Raw genomic sequence first — 15,722 nt, forward strand, 5'->3', positions numbered from 1 at the left:
GCTACAGTGTGCGCGTGACAGATCTGGGAATCGTTTACGAGCACGATCCGGCCGACCCATACGCCGATTCGCCGGGACGTTTCGGTGCCACCGCGACCGCCGAGGTCGAGCCCGAGCGGATCGGCAAGGTCCACACCACGTACGCGCCGAACCACGACGGGGATCCCGACCCGGGCGAGATCGTGTGGACCTGGGTGCCGTTCGAGGAGCACGACGGGCGCGGCAAGGACCGGCCCGTGCTCATCGTCGCGCGCGAACACACCGGCACCCTGCTCGCGGTGCAGCTGACCAGCAAGCGCCACGACGGCACGAGCGATTTCGTCGACGTCGGCGCGGGGCCGTGGGACCGCGAGGGCCGCGAGTCCTGGGTGAACCTCGACCGGGTCGTGCGGGTGCACGAGCAGGGCATGCGGCGCGAAGCCTGCGCGATGCAGCGCCGCCACTTCGACGCGGTGGTCGAGCGGCTGCGCACGCGCTACGGCTGGAGCTGAGCGGCGCCGAGCCGAACCGGCCTTCGCTGGCGCGAGGTCAACGCGGATAGGCGCGCACGACCTGGCCCTTGAAGTCCGCGAGCAGGTACGCACTGCCGTAGTCGTCGCCGAGATACACCCCGATGCCAGGGCTCTGACCGATCCAGCCGCCCTGGATGACCAGATATTCGGAGGTCGGGTGCGCGATGCCGAGGCGCTTGCGGGCCTCGGCCAGCAGGGTCGGCAGCGCGTTCCAGTTCACGGCGGCCAGGTCGAGCGGCACCTGGTCGGTGACGGTGCCACCCCCGGAGCGCTGGATCACGCCACCGCGGTAGTAGTAGTCGTCGTAGAGGGTCGGGTCGCCGGCGGTGAGGATCTCCGCATCGGCATAGCCCGGGTAGAGCACGAGCTCGATGACCCGGCCGCCGGCTGACTTCTGGTCGAGCAACCGCACCAGCGAGCGGGCCGCGGCCGGAGCCAGCAGGCCGGCGCCCTGGCCGCCGGCAGCGGAACCCCGCGCCACGGCAGCGTTCGACGTGGCGCCCGTGACCGGAACCCGGCCGGGCGCCGTCGCGGTCACGCTCGACCCGGCGCCCCGGCCGTTCCCCGTGGCGGCCGCCGCCGGCGCCCCGTGAAAGCTCCAGACCAGCGCGCCCGAGAGGCCGAGCACCGTGACCGCGGTCAGCGCGGCGACGAACGCGCCGTTGCGGCGAGACCGAGGACCGGTCGGCGCGACATCGACCGGCCACGGCGGCCGGTGGTCCGCCACCGCCGAAGCGGGGCCACCATTCACAGCGCCCTGATATGAAGGCACCGGCCCGTGCGCCGGCGAATCGGGCGAAGGCGGCCCGGACCGCCGGACCGCCGACTCGGCCGGCTGTACCGGCAGTCCCGGTCCCGGCCGTCCCGGCTGGAAGGGCGCGAGGTGCGCCGTGACGAGCGCGGCGCGTTCGGCGGCCCCCAGCAGCTGATCCAGACGGACCGCATCGGGCCGCGCCGCCGGGTCGCGCACCAGCAGCGCCGAAAGCACCGCGGCCAGCGGACCGCCGCCACGCGGCTCGGGCAGCGGCGCGTCGAGCACCGCCGCGATCGTGGCCAGCGTGGTATCGCGCCGCAACGGATTGTGCCCCTCGGCGGCGACATACATCAGCATGCCGAGCGACCACAGATCCGAAGCCGGGTCGCCCTCCACGCCGCGGATACGCTCGGGCGCGAGATACTCCGGCGAACCGATCAGCGTCCCGGTCGTCGTCAGCGCCGCGGACTCCCGCAGCGCGGCGATACCGAAGTCGGTGAGCACCGGCGTGCCGTCCGGGCGCAGCAACACGTTGGCCGGCTTCACGTCGCGATGCTGGATACCCGCCTCGTGAGCCGCGCGCAGCGCCGCCAACACGCCGCGCCCGATGCGTGCCACCTCGCCCGGCGGCAGCGGCCCGCGCCCGAGCCGGTCCTCCAGCGAACCGCCGCGTATCAGCTCCATGACGAGCCACGGACAGCGCTGCTGTGGCGAATCAACGATGTGATAGATCGTCACCACGTTGGGATGGTGCAGCCGGGCCAGTGCGCGCGCCTCACGCAGCACCCGCTCGCGTTGTACGTGCGCCGCGACAGGGTCCTCGTCGCCGAGCGCGTCCGCGTGGGCGGACCGCACCTCCTTGAGCGCCACCTCGCGTTGCAGCACCACGTCGCGGGCGCGCCACACCAACCCCATGCCCCCACCGCCGAGCCGTTCCAGCAGCTCAAAGCGGCCGTCCACGATGTCGCGACCCGGGCCCCCAGCAGTCATGCCGGAACTATACGGGAGCGGCACCTGCGCCGAAGGTGATCAGGGCACGTTCACGGTGAAAGCGGCCTGGTGCAGCGTGCCACCGGTCTCGAACTGGACGAACAGCCGCCAGGTACCGCCCTCCGGGAACAGCGCCTCAGCCGTCAGCGGCCCGTTGCCGCCGGCCACGGCGGCTCGCCCGGTGGACAGCAGGTGCGCGAACGCGGTGTCGCCCAGCCGGAACGCGGTCAGGTGCGCGTATCCGTCCAAGTAGCGCTGGAAGTACTGGACCGGCTTGCCCTTCTGCGTCACGTCGAGCGTCAGCGGGACCACCGCTCCCGCCTTCGGCGCCACCGAAAGCTTGAGCGTGTAGCCGTCGACCACGACGGAGCTCGACGCCGCGGGCAACGTCGCGTTCGCGGCCGCCCCCGGCACGGTCAGCGGCGCGGACAGGGTGTAGACCAGCGGGGTTCCCGCACTCGAGTCCGGCGCGGCGAAGGTCACGTACGTGCGGTACGAACCGGGTTGGAGAGCCGGCAGGGAAACGGTCCAGGTTCCGTCCTGCCGCATCGTCGGATCGAGTTGCCGAAAACCGGTCAGGTCCGTACGGACGAGGTAGAACAGCACCAGCTCGCTCTCATACGGCTGGTAGCGCTTGAGCGCGTGGTCGTCGGGGCCGGTGATGTGGAAGTCGAACGGCGCCGGCGTATGGGCGGGAACCGACGCGGCCGCCGGGAGATAAATGTATCCGTTGTCGCTCGCGGCCAGTCCGGTGCCTTTCGGGGCGGCCTCGGCGATGGGCGCGGCGGTCGGCATGCTCATGTCGCCCATGTCCATGTCCGCAGCGCCGTGCGACGGGCCCGACCCGACGTGGACGGTGCTCGCCGAGCTGGTCGAACCGCAGGCGGCGACGGACAGCACCGCCGCGGCCAGCAGCGCGGCGGCGGTCCCGCGGTAGGCGGCGGATCGCTGTCCGCGCAGGTGTCGCAAAGGCACTGTGTGCGCTCCTCAATCTCATCCTGCGTGTGTCCGCGCCGGCGTTCGCGCGGCTGTGGGCGGCCGCACGGCGCGATGCCGCACGGCCGCCCACGGCCCTTCTCATTGCCCTGGCCCTCCGGCCGATCCAGAACCCTGTTAATCAGGCCCCTGAACCGGCTGGTGGGAACCCGGTCACGGGCTGCTGCACGAAACGGTCGGCACCGCGGGTGTCGAGCTGTAGTTCGCGGTGAAGCCGAACGAGGTGCTCGCCTTCGCCGCCAGTTGACCGTTCCAACTGGCGGATTTCATCGTGGCCAGCGTGCCGGCCTGGGACAGTGTCCCGTTCCAGGCGCTGCTGATGGTCTCGCCGTCCGGCAGGTCCCAGCTCGCCGTCCAGCTGTTGATGGCGGAGGTGTTCGGGTTGGTGATCGTGACCTGGGCCTGGAAACCACCCGGCCAGGTGCTGGTCACCGCGTAGGTCGCGCTGCACGAGGCGGCCGGAGGCGGCGGGGCGCCGGCACCGATGCCGGTGACCTGACCGCTGCCGCCGTCGAACATCACGTCGGAGCACCCGTAGAACGTCTCGGTGCTGTCCGAGCGCGCCCAGATCGAGTAAATGATGTGATACCCGGTCTTACCCGCCGGCAGTGTCGCGTTCCAGTAGTAGTAGCTGGAGACGCTGCCCGCGCTGCCCACGGACGGCGGCAAGGTCGCCGACGAGAACGGCGTGGACTCCAGATCCGCCCACGTCAGCGGCTTGGTGGGATCCCAGCCGTCCTTGGTGACGTAGAGGGAGAAGGTGCCCGGGTGCGCGGCCCACTTGTTGTACTGGATCTGGACCGTCGACCCGGCCGTCAGGTGGGTCACCGGCCAGTCGCTGCGCGCCTGGTCGAAACCGGAGAAATCGTAGTAGTTGCTGTCGCCGCTGCACAGCTTGCCGTCCGGGATCAGCGCGCTGGTCTCGCCGCTGGTGGCGCCGCTGCGGTTGCCGACCGCGAACCAGTTGTACAGCGGGGTGATGCCGCTGCTGGCGACCGCGGCCTGGCAGGCAGGGTTCTGCGGGACGATCTGCCCGGTCGAGGTGATGCCGTCCTCATAGCACAGGTAAGTTCGGCTGCCGGGCATCATCATCGCACCGTGCGCGGATGCCGGGGTCGCGCTCACGACGGTGGCGCCCACCGCCGCGGCGATCGCGCCCCACAGTCCCCATCTCGTTCTTTTCCTCACATGACCCACCCTTCATTGGGCTCGGCGAGGCTAGGTTGTGGCGGAGGCTACCTGCGGGGCGGGGAGCGGTGAACGCCGCGGTGATCAAGGCCGCGCGGCGCGGCGCACCGCGTTGGGGCGCCACCCGGGCGTGCGCACGTCAGCAGGGTCAGGAGGCTGACACAGTTTGGCGCAATCCGGACTAAGCGGATGTAACTTTCCGCCGCCGGAATGTAGCTTTCGCACGTCGCCGCGCGCAGCGGCTCCGCGCGGGGGCGGGCCGGGTCAGCTGCGCGCCTTCGCCACGGCCTTGCCGAAAGCGGCGTCGGCCATGTTCTTGGCCGGCTGCGCCAGTGCGACGATGTAGACCACGACGACCGAATTCCCGCTGCGCGCGGCCACGATGTAGCCCGAGGCGTCGACCCCGGTGGAGACCTTGATGTTCAGCGTGAACGAATAAGAGCCGTCGCCGTACGCGGGCAGCGAGGCGCGCGCGGTGGTGAACGTGCTCGAACCGCTCCCGCCGCCGTGGGTGTAAGTAGTGCACTGAGACAGACTGCCGACCAGCTTCTGCCAGGCCGAGGCGACCTGCGCCGAGGTCCCGGCGGCCAGTTCCTCCACCAGGAACGGCCCGGTCAGCCCGGCGCTCAGGTCCGCCTCGGCGCGTCCGGCCAGCGAGCCGTTCCAGACCGCGGGGTTCCACAGACCGCAACCGCTCTGCATGGGCGGGTTCGTGGCGGTCGCATCGATGCCCCAGCCGGCGGGCAGGTCCGCGGGGGTGAGCAGCTTGGCGGCCAGGCCCGAGGGGCTCGCCCCGGACGGCGGCGCGGAGCCGAGCCCCGGGGACGCGGTCGCGCTCGAGCTCGGCGCCGGCTGCGCCCCGGCGGTGTCGGTCGAGGCATTGGACGACGAGCAGCCGCCCGCGCCGAGAGCGACCAGAGCGGCTGAGCTTACAGTGGCGATACACGTGTGGATGCTCAAGGCGCGCATGCAAGTCCCTCGCGATCAGGTGGCGGATGGCACAGACTAGCGGCCACCGAATCCTCACTACGAGCAAAAGTGCCGAAACGTTACCGAGCGGCGCACGCTTGGTAACCGCCACGGAACCGGCCCGTGCGCGCGACCGGCACCGGGAGCGAGAGCACAAATCCGGCGCCGGGGAAGTCCCATGCTTCACTTTGGCGAATTGATGCCACACTGATCGGTCTGCACCATGGCCCCCGGGTCGTCAGGTGAGACACTGGCACACAGATCAGGCATCCCCCCAGTCTGATCTCGCGCCCGGGGAACGCGATTACGCGGCTCGGGCGCACCCCCCGGCGTCGCCTTCCCCCAGAGACGCCGGGGGCTCTCCTTCCCGGCAGGCCACTTGGCCGCTCGGCGGGCCGTGCGGCCGTCACCGATCCCAGCGCACGTACAAGCTCTCCGGTTTGCGGAACACCAGTCCGCGCACGACGGGAGCGGGCCGGTCCGGGTCCAGCCGCAGCCCGGGCAACTCCCGCAGCAGGGCGCCGAGCGCGGCGCGGGCCTCCAGCCGGGCCGCGTGCGCACCCAGGCAGAAGTGCGGGCCCTGCGCGAAGGCGAGGTGAGACCTGGCGTTCGGGCGGCTCGGATCGAACCGGTCGGGGTCCGCGAACAGCGCCGGATCGCGGTTCGCGCCCGCGAGGGACACGATCACCAGGTCCCCGGCGCGGATTGGCGCGCCGGCCAGTTCGACGTCCCGGGTCGCGTATCGGTCGACCACCGCGGCCGCGGGCTCCAGGCGCAGCGATTCCTCAAGGGCGTCGTCCAGCCGGGCGGGCTCGGCGCGCGCGAGCGCCGGCTGTTCGGGATCGCCGAGCAGATGCAGGGCGGCGTTGGTGATCATCGCCTCCGTGGTCTCGATCCCGCCGAACAGCATGACCGCCGCGTTCGAGACCACCTCGGGAAGTTCGAGCCCTGACCAGTCGTCGCCGCCGCGCGCGGCGGCCACCAGCATCGAGTCCGGCTCGCCGGCCCGGACCGTGGCCCGCACGCTCTCGCCCAGGCGCGCGAACGCCGCCGCGCCGCTCGAGCGCGGCTCGCGGCCCGCCGAGATGTCCGAGACCGCGCCGACGATCGCGTCGTACCAGCCGAGTACCGTCTCCGGCCGGGCGTCGCGCAGGCCGAGCGACTCGGCGACGACCGCGACCGCCAGCGGACCGGCCAGGCCGCGGCGCAACTCGGCGGCGCCGTGCGGGCGCAGCGCGGCCACCCGCCGGGCTGCCTCCCGCTCGATGAACGCGGCCAGCCGCGCATGCGTGTCACGCGGCCGGAACCCGTCGGCGAACGGCGCGCGGTGCCGGGCGTGCCGCGGGCCGTCGAGGGAGAGCATGCTCGGCCCGACCACCCGCGCGGTGGAGAAACGCGGGTCGTCGACCGTGAACGCCTCGGCGTCGCGCATCACGGCGAGCGCCAGGTCCCGGCGGGTCACCAGCCAGCCGCCGAGCGCCGGCAGGAAGGAGACCGGTTCGCTCCCGCGCAGCCGGGCGAGCAGCGGATGCGGATCGCGCTCCAGCTCGGCGATCGTGGCCGCGGCGCCGAGCGGGAACCGCTCGGCGTAGCGGAACCGGTCGGCGGTTTGTGCGGTCACCCGGCCACGCTAGGCGGTGTTGGGGAATGTATCAAGGCAACGATTCGACCGCCGCTTTGTCGGATTCGCCCCTTGAGGCATTCCCCAACACCGCCTAGCAGCGGGCGGCGACAAGGCCGGGCCGGCCGGGTGCGACGCCGCCTGTGCGCCGCGTCCGGCCGGCCCGTCGCCGGACAGTCTGCCCGCTCAGCAGCCGATGCGCGAGGTGCTGAGCACCACGTCGTCGAACCACAGCGTGTCGTTGCCGTTGCTGTAGTTCTCCCAGCCGAGCTTGAGGTCGGTCAGGTTCGGCCGCCAGGTCGCCCCCGAGCCGCTGAGCCACTGCGCGTCGATGTCCTGCGTCGGCACGCCGTCCTCCGTCATACCGGGCACGGGGCTGCCGTTGTACCAGGTGTAGATCTGACCGTTGGTCCGGCTGACCGAGAACTCGAGGCAGGCCCACACGCCGGTCGGCACCACGACGCTCTGCGCGACGCCCGCCGGGCTCTGCGCGGGAAGCGTGGCGTCGTCGGACTGCCGGTTCCACATCAGCGCGCCGTTCTGCGCGCCGAGCCGCAGGTCGGTGTTGCCGGCCGCGGAGTCGTTCATCGCCAGGAACGTGGTGTGGTTGGTCGGCAGCGGCGTGGTGTGCTTGAACCAGAACCGCACGTACCAGGTCGGCGCGGCGGCGGGCATGTCGGTCGTGTCGTCGGCGAACACGTGGTTGCAGTACGTGCCGACGCCGTCGATCTCCAGGGACTTCACGCCGGCGTGCGCCTGCGCGCCGGTGATCGAGGCGGTGCCGCTGCCCGAGCAGTTCTGCGCGCTGATGCTCCACCGCCCGGAGGGAACGGTGCCGGCCTGGTTCTCGAAGCCGTCGCAGAACACTGCCGCGCTCGGGCAGGGGCCGCCGCCCTGGGAGCCGCTGGGGCTGGCCGAGGGGCTGCTCGACGGGCTCGAACTCGGGCTTGAACTCGGGCTTGAACTCGGGCTGGCGCTGGCCGAGGCGCTGGGGCTGGAACTGGCGCTCGGGCTCGCGCTCGCGCTCGGCGAGGAGGAGGATCCGCCCGCGCAGGAAACGCCGTTGAGCGCGAAGTCGGTCGGCGTCGCGTCGCTGCCGGAGAAGGTCCCCTGGAAGCCGAAGGTCGCGGTTCCACCGGTCGCGATCGAGCCGTTGTAGGACTCGTTGACGGCCTTGACCGACTGCCCGCTCTGGGTGATCTGGGCGTTCCAGCCGGAGGTGATCTGCTGGCCGCCGGTGAAGGTCCAGCTCAGCGTCCAGCTGGTGACCGGGGCGCCGGTGTCGGTCAGGGTGACGTTCGCGGTGAACCCGCCGCTCCACTGGTTGACCTGGTACGCGACGCTGCACGGACCGGAGGCGGCGTTCACGCTCGGCGCCACGGCGACCACGCTGGCCGCGATGGCGGCGGTCGCCGCGGCCAGGGCGGCATCACGCAGGCGGCGGGGCCGGCGCAGGAGGTAGGCCATTCGGACTCCAGAGGCTGGTTGCAGAAGCTGTCCCGCGGTTTGGGCGCAGTATTCGGGCGCGGGACGAAGCGGGGCAACCGGCCGCCGCGCGGCGCGCCACGAATGCGGCGATGTCCTGCGCCGGTAGCCGAAATCACCGTGATCGACAAGGAAAGTTACATATCAGACGGCTGAGGGAGCTCCGGCGGGCGGGCTGATTCGGCGGGCTGATTCGGCGGGGTCAGCCGGAACACGAAGTACTCCACCCGCACCCCGTCCCTGACCAGTTCGCGCCGCGCGACCACCTCGGTGCGCAGGCGCTGGCGCTCGACCAGGCCACGCAGATAGCCGAGGTCTCCCGAGGTGCCGAACGCGATCAGCATCCTGCCGCCCGGCGCCAGGCGCCCGGGCGCCTCGGCGAAGAACGCGGTCAGCGCCCGGTAGTCCTCGTCCGTGCTCGCCGCCTCCAGCGGGTCGTGCGGCGCGAACCAGCGGTACGGCGGATCGAACACGATCAGATCGAACTCGCCCTCGACCGCGCTGAACACATCGCTCTCGCGCACCTCGACCCGGTCCGCGACCCCGTTCGCCTTCGTGTTCGCGCGGGCGGCGGCGACGGCCGCCGCGCTGACGTCCACCGCGAGCACCCGGCGCGAGGTGCCGGCCGCGAGGATCGCGTTCACCCCGCTGCCGGTGCCCATGTCCAGCACCCGGTCGCTCTCGCGCACCTCGGCCAGCACCGCCTCGCCGAGCAGGTCGTGCATCCGGGTGATCGGCATCACCCCGGGCGGCACCGTGATCGTGCGGCCGAGGTACGCGAAGCTCTGCGTCTCCCGGCCCTCGGCCTTCATGGCCTGATAAGCGGCCAGGTGCCAGCGCCGGATGCGCTCGGCCTCCTCGGCGGACACAGTCGGGGTGAAACCGTCCACCGGCGCAGCTTAGGGTGGTACCGGACGATGCGCGACGGATTTCCGCCGCGTCGCGCCCCGGACGCGAGCAGGCAAGTGCGGAAGGAACAAGGAACACCGTGTCACAGGCGCACGACGGCCGGCCGGATCGGGGCCGCGAGGACCGGCTGGCGGAGGCGGTCGACGAGCTCTCGCAGACCTGCGACGAACTGGTCGGGCTGTCCACCGCGCTCTCGGCGATCGACCGGCAGGACCGGCTGAGCGACGCGGGCCGTTCCGTGGGGCGGCACGTGCTCGACGTGCTGACCAAGACCCGCCGGGAGCTTTCGAAGCTGCGCTGCGTCGTGGAGGCCCGTGCGCTGGAGAACCTCGTGGTGCTCGCCCGCCTGGAAGTGCGCCGCCTGCACGAGATCACCCGGGGTGCGCGGCTGGAGTACAGCGACTTCAAGACCCTCAGCGCGCAGGGCGCCAGCCGCGAGGCGATCGAGGACCTGATCCACCGGCCGGAGGCGATCACGCATGCCCAGAGCTACGTGGATTACGGGCACCGGGTGATCGAGCCGATGCTGCAACGGCTGCTCGACGAGACCAGCGCCAAGTACGAGGACCTGGCGGTCGCGACGGCCGAGGGCGACGCGATGCCCGACCCATCGCTGCTGTTCGAGCTGCGCGAGTACATCGTCGGACTGCGCGACGCCCAGGAGCCCGACCACCTGAACCAGCTGCTGTGACCGGCCGCGCCCGGTTTTGCGCCCCCGGCACGTTTGGCTCCTCCTGAGCGGGTAGAGCGGGGCGGACCTGGAGACCGACGTAAGGAGAGACCCAGTGCTCGCTCTGACCGATACGGCCGTGGGTGTCATCCACGACCTGACCACCCAGCCCGGGCTGCCCGACGGCACCGGCCTGCGCATCGCCCCGCAGGCCGGCGACAACGGCGTCGGCCCGGCGTTCGCGCTCTCGCTCTCGCAGGCCCCGCAGGCCGCCGACGAGGTCATCGAGACCGCGGACACCCGCGTCTACCTTGAACCCGGTGTCGCTCAGCAACTCGACGACAAGGTGCTCGACGCACACATCGACGAGCAGGGCGAGATCGCGTTCCTCATCTCGCAGCAGCAGCCGCCGCACACGCCGTGGCAGGGTGAGTAACCGCAGAACCTTAGAACCACAGGCGACCGCACGCGGCATTCGCACAACCGTGGACGCGCTGTCGGTCTCCGCAGCCGGGCTCTACTTGGCGCCGGCCGCGGAGACCGACAGCGCGTCCGTGCTCAGCGCCTGCTGGTCCGCCAGTGCGATCGTCAGCTCCCCGGCGGCCGTGGGGTGGAACGGCGCGGCGGCCTTGAGGCCCTGAACGTAAGGCTGGCTGCTGCACAGCTCGTGGCCCGCGAAGCTCGGGCGCACCGTGGTGAACCCGAAGGTCTGCGCGCCGTCCGCGAGTACGGTGTTCAGCGTGGCGAGCCGCGCGGAGAGCACCTTGGTCTTCGCCGGCGTGAACCCGTCGCCGACCAGGCACTTCACATCCGGCCCGAACGGGTCGAAGTACGTGTTGATCAGCACTTTCGGATGCTGTGGCAAGCCGGCGAGATCGTGCAGCATGTCGTAGAAGCCGCGGGCGAAGTCGTTCAGGTTGCTCTGGAAGTACGCCGTGGACGCCTGATCGTCGCAGGCCGCGGCCATCACGCACAGCGCGGCCGTCGCCACCCAGCGCAGATCGTTCGCACCGATGCTCACGACGACCACCGAGGCGTGCGGCGCCTGCTCCAGCACGCCGAACTGCGGCGGCACCGTCACCCCGCCGGTGTCCTGCGGTCCGAGGATGCCGGCCGTCACGGTCGCGCCGCTGCACGCCAGATTCAGCACCTTCCAGCCGTTGACCTGCGCCAGGTCCGCGGCGTATGAATCGGCGCTGCGGCCACAGGCCGTGTCCTGCGCGGAGGGGTGCGCGACCGGCGGGTTGCCGATCGCGGCCGCCGTCGAGTCCCCGATCACCACGGCCTGGACACCGGGCAGGCTCACGCCGACCGGCGCTGGCGCGGTCGGGCCCGCCGCGCTGTCCCCGACCAGGTCGCTGAGCGACTTGACCTGGCGCAGCGTGCCGGGCGTCCCGGCCGCGAAGAGCGCGACGGCGCCGATGTTCGCGGCCACCGCGACCAGCGTCCCGATCGCCACGACCTTGAACATCCTGCGGTGGGTGTAGTGGCGCAGACCCGAGAACGCGAGCAGCAGCAGCACCGCGAACCCGGCCGTGACCAGCGTCTGCCACAGGAAGTACCGCTCCCAGCCGCCGACGAGGCTCGCGGCCAGCCGGTTCTGTGCCCCGGCGCCGCCGTGGTCGGCGGAGGTCTGCACGAACTGGGTCAGCTGGCTGTCGATGGTGATGTGCGTCAACACCAGCTTCGGCCGGATCAACCCGCTGAACTGGAGCGTCGTGGGCACCGACTGGCCGAACAGGTCCAGTTCGCCGGATCCGGCCAGGGACAGGTGCGGCGAGGCCGCACCCACCTTGAGGGTCTGGCCCGCGGCCGAGACGGACTGCGCCGGTGTGACCAACAGGGCCAGCCACGCGGCGATCGCGCCGATGAGGAGGAGGACGCAGAACAAGGCGGCGGCGCGGCGTGCACGCGGCCACAGGCCGACACGCGAGTCGGCGCCCGAGCCGGCGGCGGGCGCACGCCGACCCGATCGCGGCTGAAGGTCGCTCAGGTTCAAGTGGCTTCGTTCCCTGGAGTGCGGTTCGCGGCGGCGGGGTGTGGCGCGGTCCGACGGCATCGCCACCCCGGTTCCACAGTCATCGTGCGCTGTCCGCGGCGCGGGCGGGTGATGCTGAACGATGCACAGTTCCGGTCCTACATCTCACGAAAACGGCACAGGACGCTCATCATCTCATAGGTCCTCATAAATGCGGATGGTCCGATGAACGCCGTTATCGCCCGGACTGCCGAGCGCCGCGGCCGCCGCCCAAGAGGCCACAATGGACCAATGCCGATCTCCTCCGAGGCGTCCGGAACCAACGGTGCGAACCCCGTGCGCTCGTCCTTCGCCCAGGCGGGCACCGTGCGCCGCGGCGAGGGCTCGCCTTATGTCGATCTCGACCGGGCCGCTTGGAGCGCGCTGCGCGAACGCACGCCCCTTCCGCTCACGGCCGACGAGGTCGAGCGGCTGCGCGGACTCGGCGACATGATTGACCTGAACGAGGTACGGGAGATGTACCTGCCGATCTCCCGGCTGCTGAACCTTTACGTCGCCGCGGTGCACGGCCTGCGCGGTGCGCTGGAGACGTTCCTCGGCGCCGGGTCGCAGGCGAAGAACGGGCCGGACGACGGCGGACGCACCCCGTTCGTGATCGGGGTCGCCGGCAGCGTCGCGGTCGGCAAGTCCACCACGGCCCGGCTGCTGCGCGCGCTGCTGGCGCGCTGGCCGGAGCATCCGCGTGTCGAACTGGTGACCACGGACGGCTTCCTGATGCCCAACGCGGAACTGGAGCGGCGCGGCCTGATGGCGCGCAAGGGCTTCCCGGAATCGTACGACCGGCGGGCGCTGACCCGGTTCGTCGCGGACGTCAAGTCGGGGCGCCCGGAGGTGAGCGCACCGGTCTACTCGCACCTGGTGTACGACATCGTGCCCGGGGAGAAGCTGACGGTACGCCGCCCGGACATCCTCATCGTCGAGGGCCTGAACGTGCTTCAGCCCGCCGCGCCGGGCACGGACGGCCGGATCCGCATCGGGCTGTCCGACTACTTCGACTTCAGCATCTACGTCGATGCGCGCACGGACGACATCGAACGCTGGTATCTGGACCGGTTCAAGCAGTTGCGCGCCACGGCGTTCGTGGATCCGGACTCGTACTTCCGGCGCTTCGCGGCTCTTTCCGAGCGCGCGGCGCTGGAGCAGGCCCGCTCCTTCTGGCAGCAGATCAACCTGCCGAACCTGCTGGAGAACGTGCTGCCGACGCGGCGGCGCGCGACGCTGGTGCTGCGCAAGGGCCCGGACCACAGCATCGAGCGGGTCTGGCTGCGCAAGCTGTGACGGCGGTCCGGCGCGCCGGGGCCGCGATGATGCGCGACGCGAACGTCGGCAACGTGCTCGTGGTGGAGCGGGGCACGCCGGTCGGCGTCGTGTCCCTCGGGGATCTCGCGCTCGACCGTGACGAGACCTCCGCGCTCGCCGCGATCAGCGGGCAGCCGCCGACGACCTGACGCCGCCGGCGCTACGTCACGATCCCCGCGGCGGCCTGGTCAGCCCGCGAGAGCGGCGGCCAGGTCGTCGCGCATGGCGAGGTGGCCGGCCGCGCCGGCCAGGTCGAGCACCCGCTGCACCGCCTGCTGCGGAGCCACCACGCGGAACAGGGCGCCGTCCGCCTGCGCGCGCTTGTGCGCCTGGAGCAGCACCCGCAGGCCACTGGAGTCGAGGAACGTCATCTCGGTACCGTCGAGCACGACCAGCGCGTCCGGGGCGAGCAGCGGTTCGATCGTCTCCCACAGCTGGTCCGCGGCGGCCAGGTCCAGTTCGCCGCGCACGGTCACCACGCGTCCGTTCCCCTCGGCGGGCCCGACGCCGACCTCGAAACGCTCCATGGAAGCTCCACTATATCGCTGTAAGAGTTCTGTCTACTCTTCCTTACACCCTATCGCCGATCGGCCCTCGTGCGAAGCGCGGGCGTGTGCGGGAGCCCGGGCGGCGACCCGGGCTCCCGCACACGCTGCCGCCTGCTCGGCCCTACTGGGCCGTCCCCGCCGACCGGACGCCGGGCGAACGCGGGGAGATCGCACTGGAGGCGGCCGCGGTGGCCTGCCGCACCACCGACAGCGGCCGGGCGATCGACTCCAGCGACCGGCGTTCCGCCGCGATGCCGAGCGCGATCTCGATCAGACCTCCGGCGATCATCACCCCGGCGCCGATGAGATAGCCGACGAACAGCAGGTTCCGGTTCGTGCCGTCGCCGATCAGGTGGCCGTAGAGCACCGGGCCGAGCGCCCCGAAGCACTGCGCGATCGCGAAGAACACCGCGATGGCCTGCGCGCGCACCTCCAGCGGGAAGATCTCGCTGACCGTCAGATAGGCCGCGCTCGCTCCGCTTGAGGCGAAGAAGAAGATCACGCACCAGGCGATCGTCTGGGTCGCGGCGGTGAGCATCCCGGCCCGGAAAAGCTGCGCGGTGATGGCCAGCAGGACGCCGGAAAGCAGGTAGGTGCCCGCGATCATCTGCTTGCGCCCGATCGTGTCGAACAGCCGGCCGATGGTGAGCGGACCGGCCAGGTTGCCGACGGCGAAGGCGATCAGGAACCACGGCGCCGCGTTCGCCGCGACCCCGTAGAACTTGGTCAGCACGAGCGTGTAGGTGAAGAAGATCGCGTTGTACAGGAACGACTGGCTGATCATCAGGCCGGCGCCCAGCACCGAGCGCTTCGGGTACTGGGAGAACAGCACCCGCACCAGCGCAAGGTACCCGGTCCGCTCCACGGGCCGGACGTCCATCGCACGGTCCTGCGGGACCGGTTCCAGCCTCCCGCCGCCGACCTCGACCTGTTCCTCGATCTCCCGCAGCGTGGTCTCGGCCTCGGCCTGCCGGCCGTGCATGATCAGCCAGCGCGGGCTCTCCGGCAGGTTGCGCCGCACGAACACCACCACGATCGCGAGCACCGGTCCGAGCAGGAAGCCGAGCCTCCAGCCGATGTTCTCCGGCAGCACGTTGAGCAGCAGCAGCGAGCCGAGCGTGCCGAGGATCGCTCCACCCCAGTACGTGCCGTTGACCGCGATGTCGACGCGGCCGCGGTGCCGCGCCGGGATCATCTCGTCGATCGCCGAGTTGATCGCGGCGTACTCGCCGCCGATGCCGGTACCCGCGACGAACCGGGTCAGATACAGGTAGGCGACCCACACCCCGCCGGCACCCATCGTCACCGCGGTCAGTCCGCTGCCGACCAGGTAAACCCCGAGCGTGACCATGAACAGGTTGCGCCGGCCCAGTTTGTCCGACAGCCTCCCGAAGAACAGTGCGCCGACCACCTCGCCGGCCAGGTAGACCGACGCGATGGCGCCGACCGCGGTGGACGACATGCCGAGCGTCTGCTTCGTACCGAGAACCCCGGCGACCGCGCTGGCCACGGTGATTTCCAGGCCGTCCAGGACCCAGGCCACACCGAGCGCCATCACCAGCCGGGTGTGGAACCGGGACCAGGGCAGCCGGTCGACCCTCGCTGGGATCAGCGTGCGTATTGGCGCATCCGCGATATCAGCGACTGACATTGGAACCTCCAGCCGATCAGTCCCCTCAGGCGCACTGGTAACCGGGACGGCCGCGGACAAACGACTACTCGCGAGCGCTCGTCACCACTGGC

15 protein-coding genes are annotated in these 15,722 nt (G+C 71.2%); 5 read left to right on the plus strand and 10 right to left on the minus strand.

From position 1 onward, the window contains the following. The first annotated feature begins 14 nt into the window (after window positions 1-14). Complete coding sequence (locus tag KGA66_RS07505) at window positions 15-491, plus strand: type II toxin-antitoxin system PemK/MazF family toxin (protein WP_312886804.1); 477 nt, start codon at window positions 15-17, stop codon at window positions 489-491. A 37-nt stretch (window positions 492-528) separates the two neighbouring features. Here KGA66_RS07505 and KGA66_RS07510 read toward each other — a convergent pair whose 3' ends face one another. From KGA66_RS07510 to KGA66_RS07540, 7 genes are all read right to left on the minus strand, one after another. Beyond that, entirely contained in the window at window positions 529-2,256 is a 1,728-nt protein-coding gene (locus KGA66_RS07510; protein WP_211466041.1) for a serine/threonine-protein kinase, read from the minus strand. A 39-nt stretch (window positions 2,257-2,295) separates the two neighbouring features. Then, on the minus strand, window positions 2,296-3,231 hold the full coding sequence (locus KGA66_RS07515) for a DUF8832 domain-containing protein (RefSeq protein ID WP_211466043.1): 936 nt from the start codon (window positions 3,229-3,231) through the stop codon (window positions 2,296-2,298). 174 nt (window positions 3,232-3,405) lie between these two features. Next, on the minus strand, window positions 3,406-4,440 hold the full coding sequence (locus KGA66_RS07520; protein WP_312886805.1) for a lytic polysaccharide monooxygenase auxiliary activity family 9 protein: 1,035 nt from the start codon (window positions 4,438-4,440) through the stop codon (window positions 3,406-3,408). A gap of 264 nt (window positions 4,441-4,704) precedes the next feature. Then, window positions 4,705-5,409, minus strand: coding sequence for a hypothetical protein (locus KGA66_RS07525; RefSeq protein WP_211466045.1), 705 nt, complete (start codon window positions 5,407-5,409; stop codon window positions 4,705-4,707). A gap of 406 nt (window positions 5,410-5,815) precedes the next feature. Then, window positions 5,816-7,030, minus strand: a complete 1,215-nt coding sequence (locus KGA66_RS31460) for a cytochrome P450 (protein WP_211466047.1) — start codon at window positions 7,028-7,030, stop codon at window positions 5,816-5,818. Window positions 7,031-7,216: 186 nt separating this feature from the next. Then, window positions 7,217-8,497 carry a cellulose-binding domain-containing protein gene (locus KGA66_RS07535; RefSeq protein WP_211466049.1) on the minus strand — a complete coding sequence of 427 codons (1,281 nt, stop codon included), beginning with the start codon at window positions 8,495-8,497 and terminating at the stop codon, window positions 7,217-7,219. A gap of 155 nt (window positions 8,498-8,652) precedes the next feature. Continuing rightward, window positions 8,653-9,405: a methyltransferase gene (locus KGA66_RS07540; protein WP_211466051.1), complete on the minus strand. Its 753-nt coding sequence runs from the start codon at window positions 9,403-9,405 to the stop codon at window positions 8,653-8,655. Between the two features lie 98 nt (window positions 9,406-9,503). Here KGA66_RS07540 and KGA66_RS07545 point away from each other — a divergent pair, with 98 nt between their 5' ends. Next, entirely contained in the window at window positions 9,504-10,115 is a 612-nt protein-coding gene (locus KGA66_RS07545) for a hypothetical protein (RefSeq protein WP_211466053.1), read from the plus strand. 94 nt (window positions 10,116-10,209) lie between these two features. Continuing rightward, the gene (locus KGA66_RS07550; RefSeq protein WP_211466055.1) at window positions 10,210-10,530 is read left to right on the plus strand and encodes an adhesin; all 321 of its coding nucleotides are present in this window, start codon (window positions 10,210-10,212) and stop codon (window positions 10,528-10,530) included. An 81-nt stretch (window positions 10,531-10,611) separates the two neighbouring features. On the opposite strand, the gene KGA66_RS07555 is transcribed toward KGA66_RS07550, so the two are convergent. Then, window positions 10,612-12,093: a GDSL-type esterase/lipase family protein gene (locus KGA66_RS07555; protein WP_211466057.1), complete on the minus strand. Its 1,482-nt coding sequence runs from the start codon at window positions 12,091-12,093 to the stop codon at window positions 10,612-10,614. Between the two features lie 270 nt (window positions 12,094-12,363). Here KGA66_RS07555 and coaA point away from each other — a divergent pair, with 270 nt between their 5' ends. Together coaA and KGA66_RS07565 are read left to right on the plus strand one after the other, a co-directional pair. Further along, window positions 12,364-13,410 (plus strand): type I pantothenate kinase, encoded by a 1,047-nt coding sequence (coaA, locus tag KGA66_RS07560; protein ID WP_211466059.1) that lies wholly within the window; start codon window positions 12,364-12,366, stop codon window positions 13,408-13,410. Then, window positions 13,407-13,580: a hypothetical protein gene (locus tag KGA66_RS07565; RefSeq protein WP_211466061.1), complete on the plus strand. Its 174-nt coding sequence runs from the start codon at window positions 13,407-13,409 to the stop codon at window positions 13,578-13,580. Before coaA ends, KGA66_RS07565 begins: the two co-directional genes overlap by 4 nt. A 39-nt stretch (window positions 13,581-13,619) precedes the next feature. Here the strand turns inward: KGA66_RS07565 and KGA66_RS07570 are convergent, their stop codons facing one another. Together KGA66_RS07570 and KGA66_RS07575 are read right to left on the minus strand one after the other, a co-directional pair. Beyond that, window positions 13,620-13,958 carry an STAS domain-containing protein gene (locus KGA66_RS07570; RefSeq protein ID WP_211466063.1) on the minus strand — a complete coding sequence of 113 codons (339 nt, stop codon included), beginning with the start codon at window positions 13,956-13,958 and terminating at the stop codon, window positions 13,620-13,622. Between the two features lie 142 nt (window positions 13,959-14,100). Beyond that, on the minus strand, window positions 14,101-15,630 hold the full coding sequence (locus KGA66_RS07575; protein WP_211466065.1) for an MFS transporter: 1,530 nt from the start codon (window positions 15,628-15,630) through the stop codon (window positions 14,101-14,103). Between the last annotated feature and the right edge of the window lie 92 nt (window positions 15,631-15,722).

It is taken from the genome of Actinocrinis puniceicyclus, from assembly GCF_018283645.1.
Classification (GTDB): domain Bacteria; phylum Actinomycetota; class Actinomycetes; order Streptomycetales; family Catenulisporaceae; genus Actinocrinis; species Actinocrinis puniceicyclus.

Excerpts from the sequence above, each read along its gene's own strand:
- KGA66_RS07570 (WP_211466063.1), bottom strand. The coding sequence starts at position 13,958 with ATGGAGCGTTTCGAGGTCGGCGTCGGGCCCGCCGAGGGGAACGGACGC.
- KGA66_RS07510 (WP_211466041.1), bottom strand. The coding sequence starts at position 2,256 with ATGACTGCTGGGGGCCCGGGTCGCGACATCGTGGACGGCCGCTTTGAG.
- KGA66_RS07535 (WP_211466049.1), bottom strand. The coding sequence starts at position 8,497 with ATGGCCTACCTCCTGCGCCGGCCCCGCCGCCTGCGTGATGCCGCCCTG.
- KGA66_RS07525 (WP_211466045.1), bottom strand. The coding sequence starts at position 5,409 with ATGCGCGCCTTGAGCATCCACACGTGTATCGCCACTGTAAGCTCAGCC.
- coaA (WP_211466059.1), top strand. The coding sequence starts at position 12,364 with ATGCCGATCTCCTCCGAGGCGTCCGGAACCAACGGTGCGAACCCCGTG.
- KGA66_RS07575 (WP_211466065.1), bottom strand. The coding sequence starts at position 15,630 with ATGTCAGTCGCTGATATCGCGGATGCGCCAATACGCACGCTGATCCCA.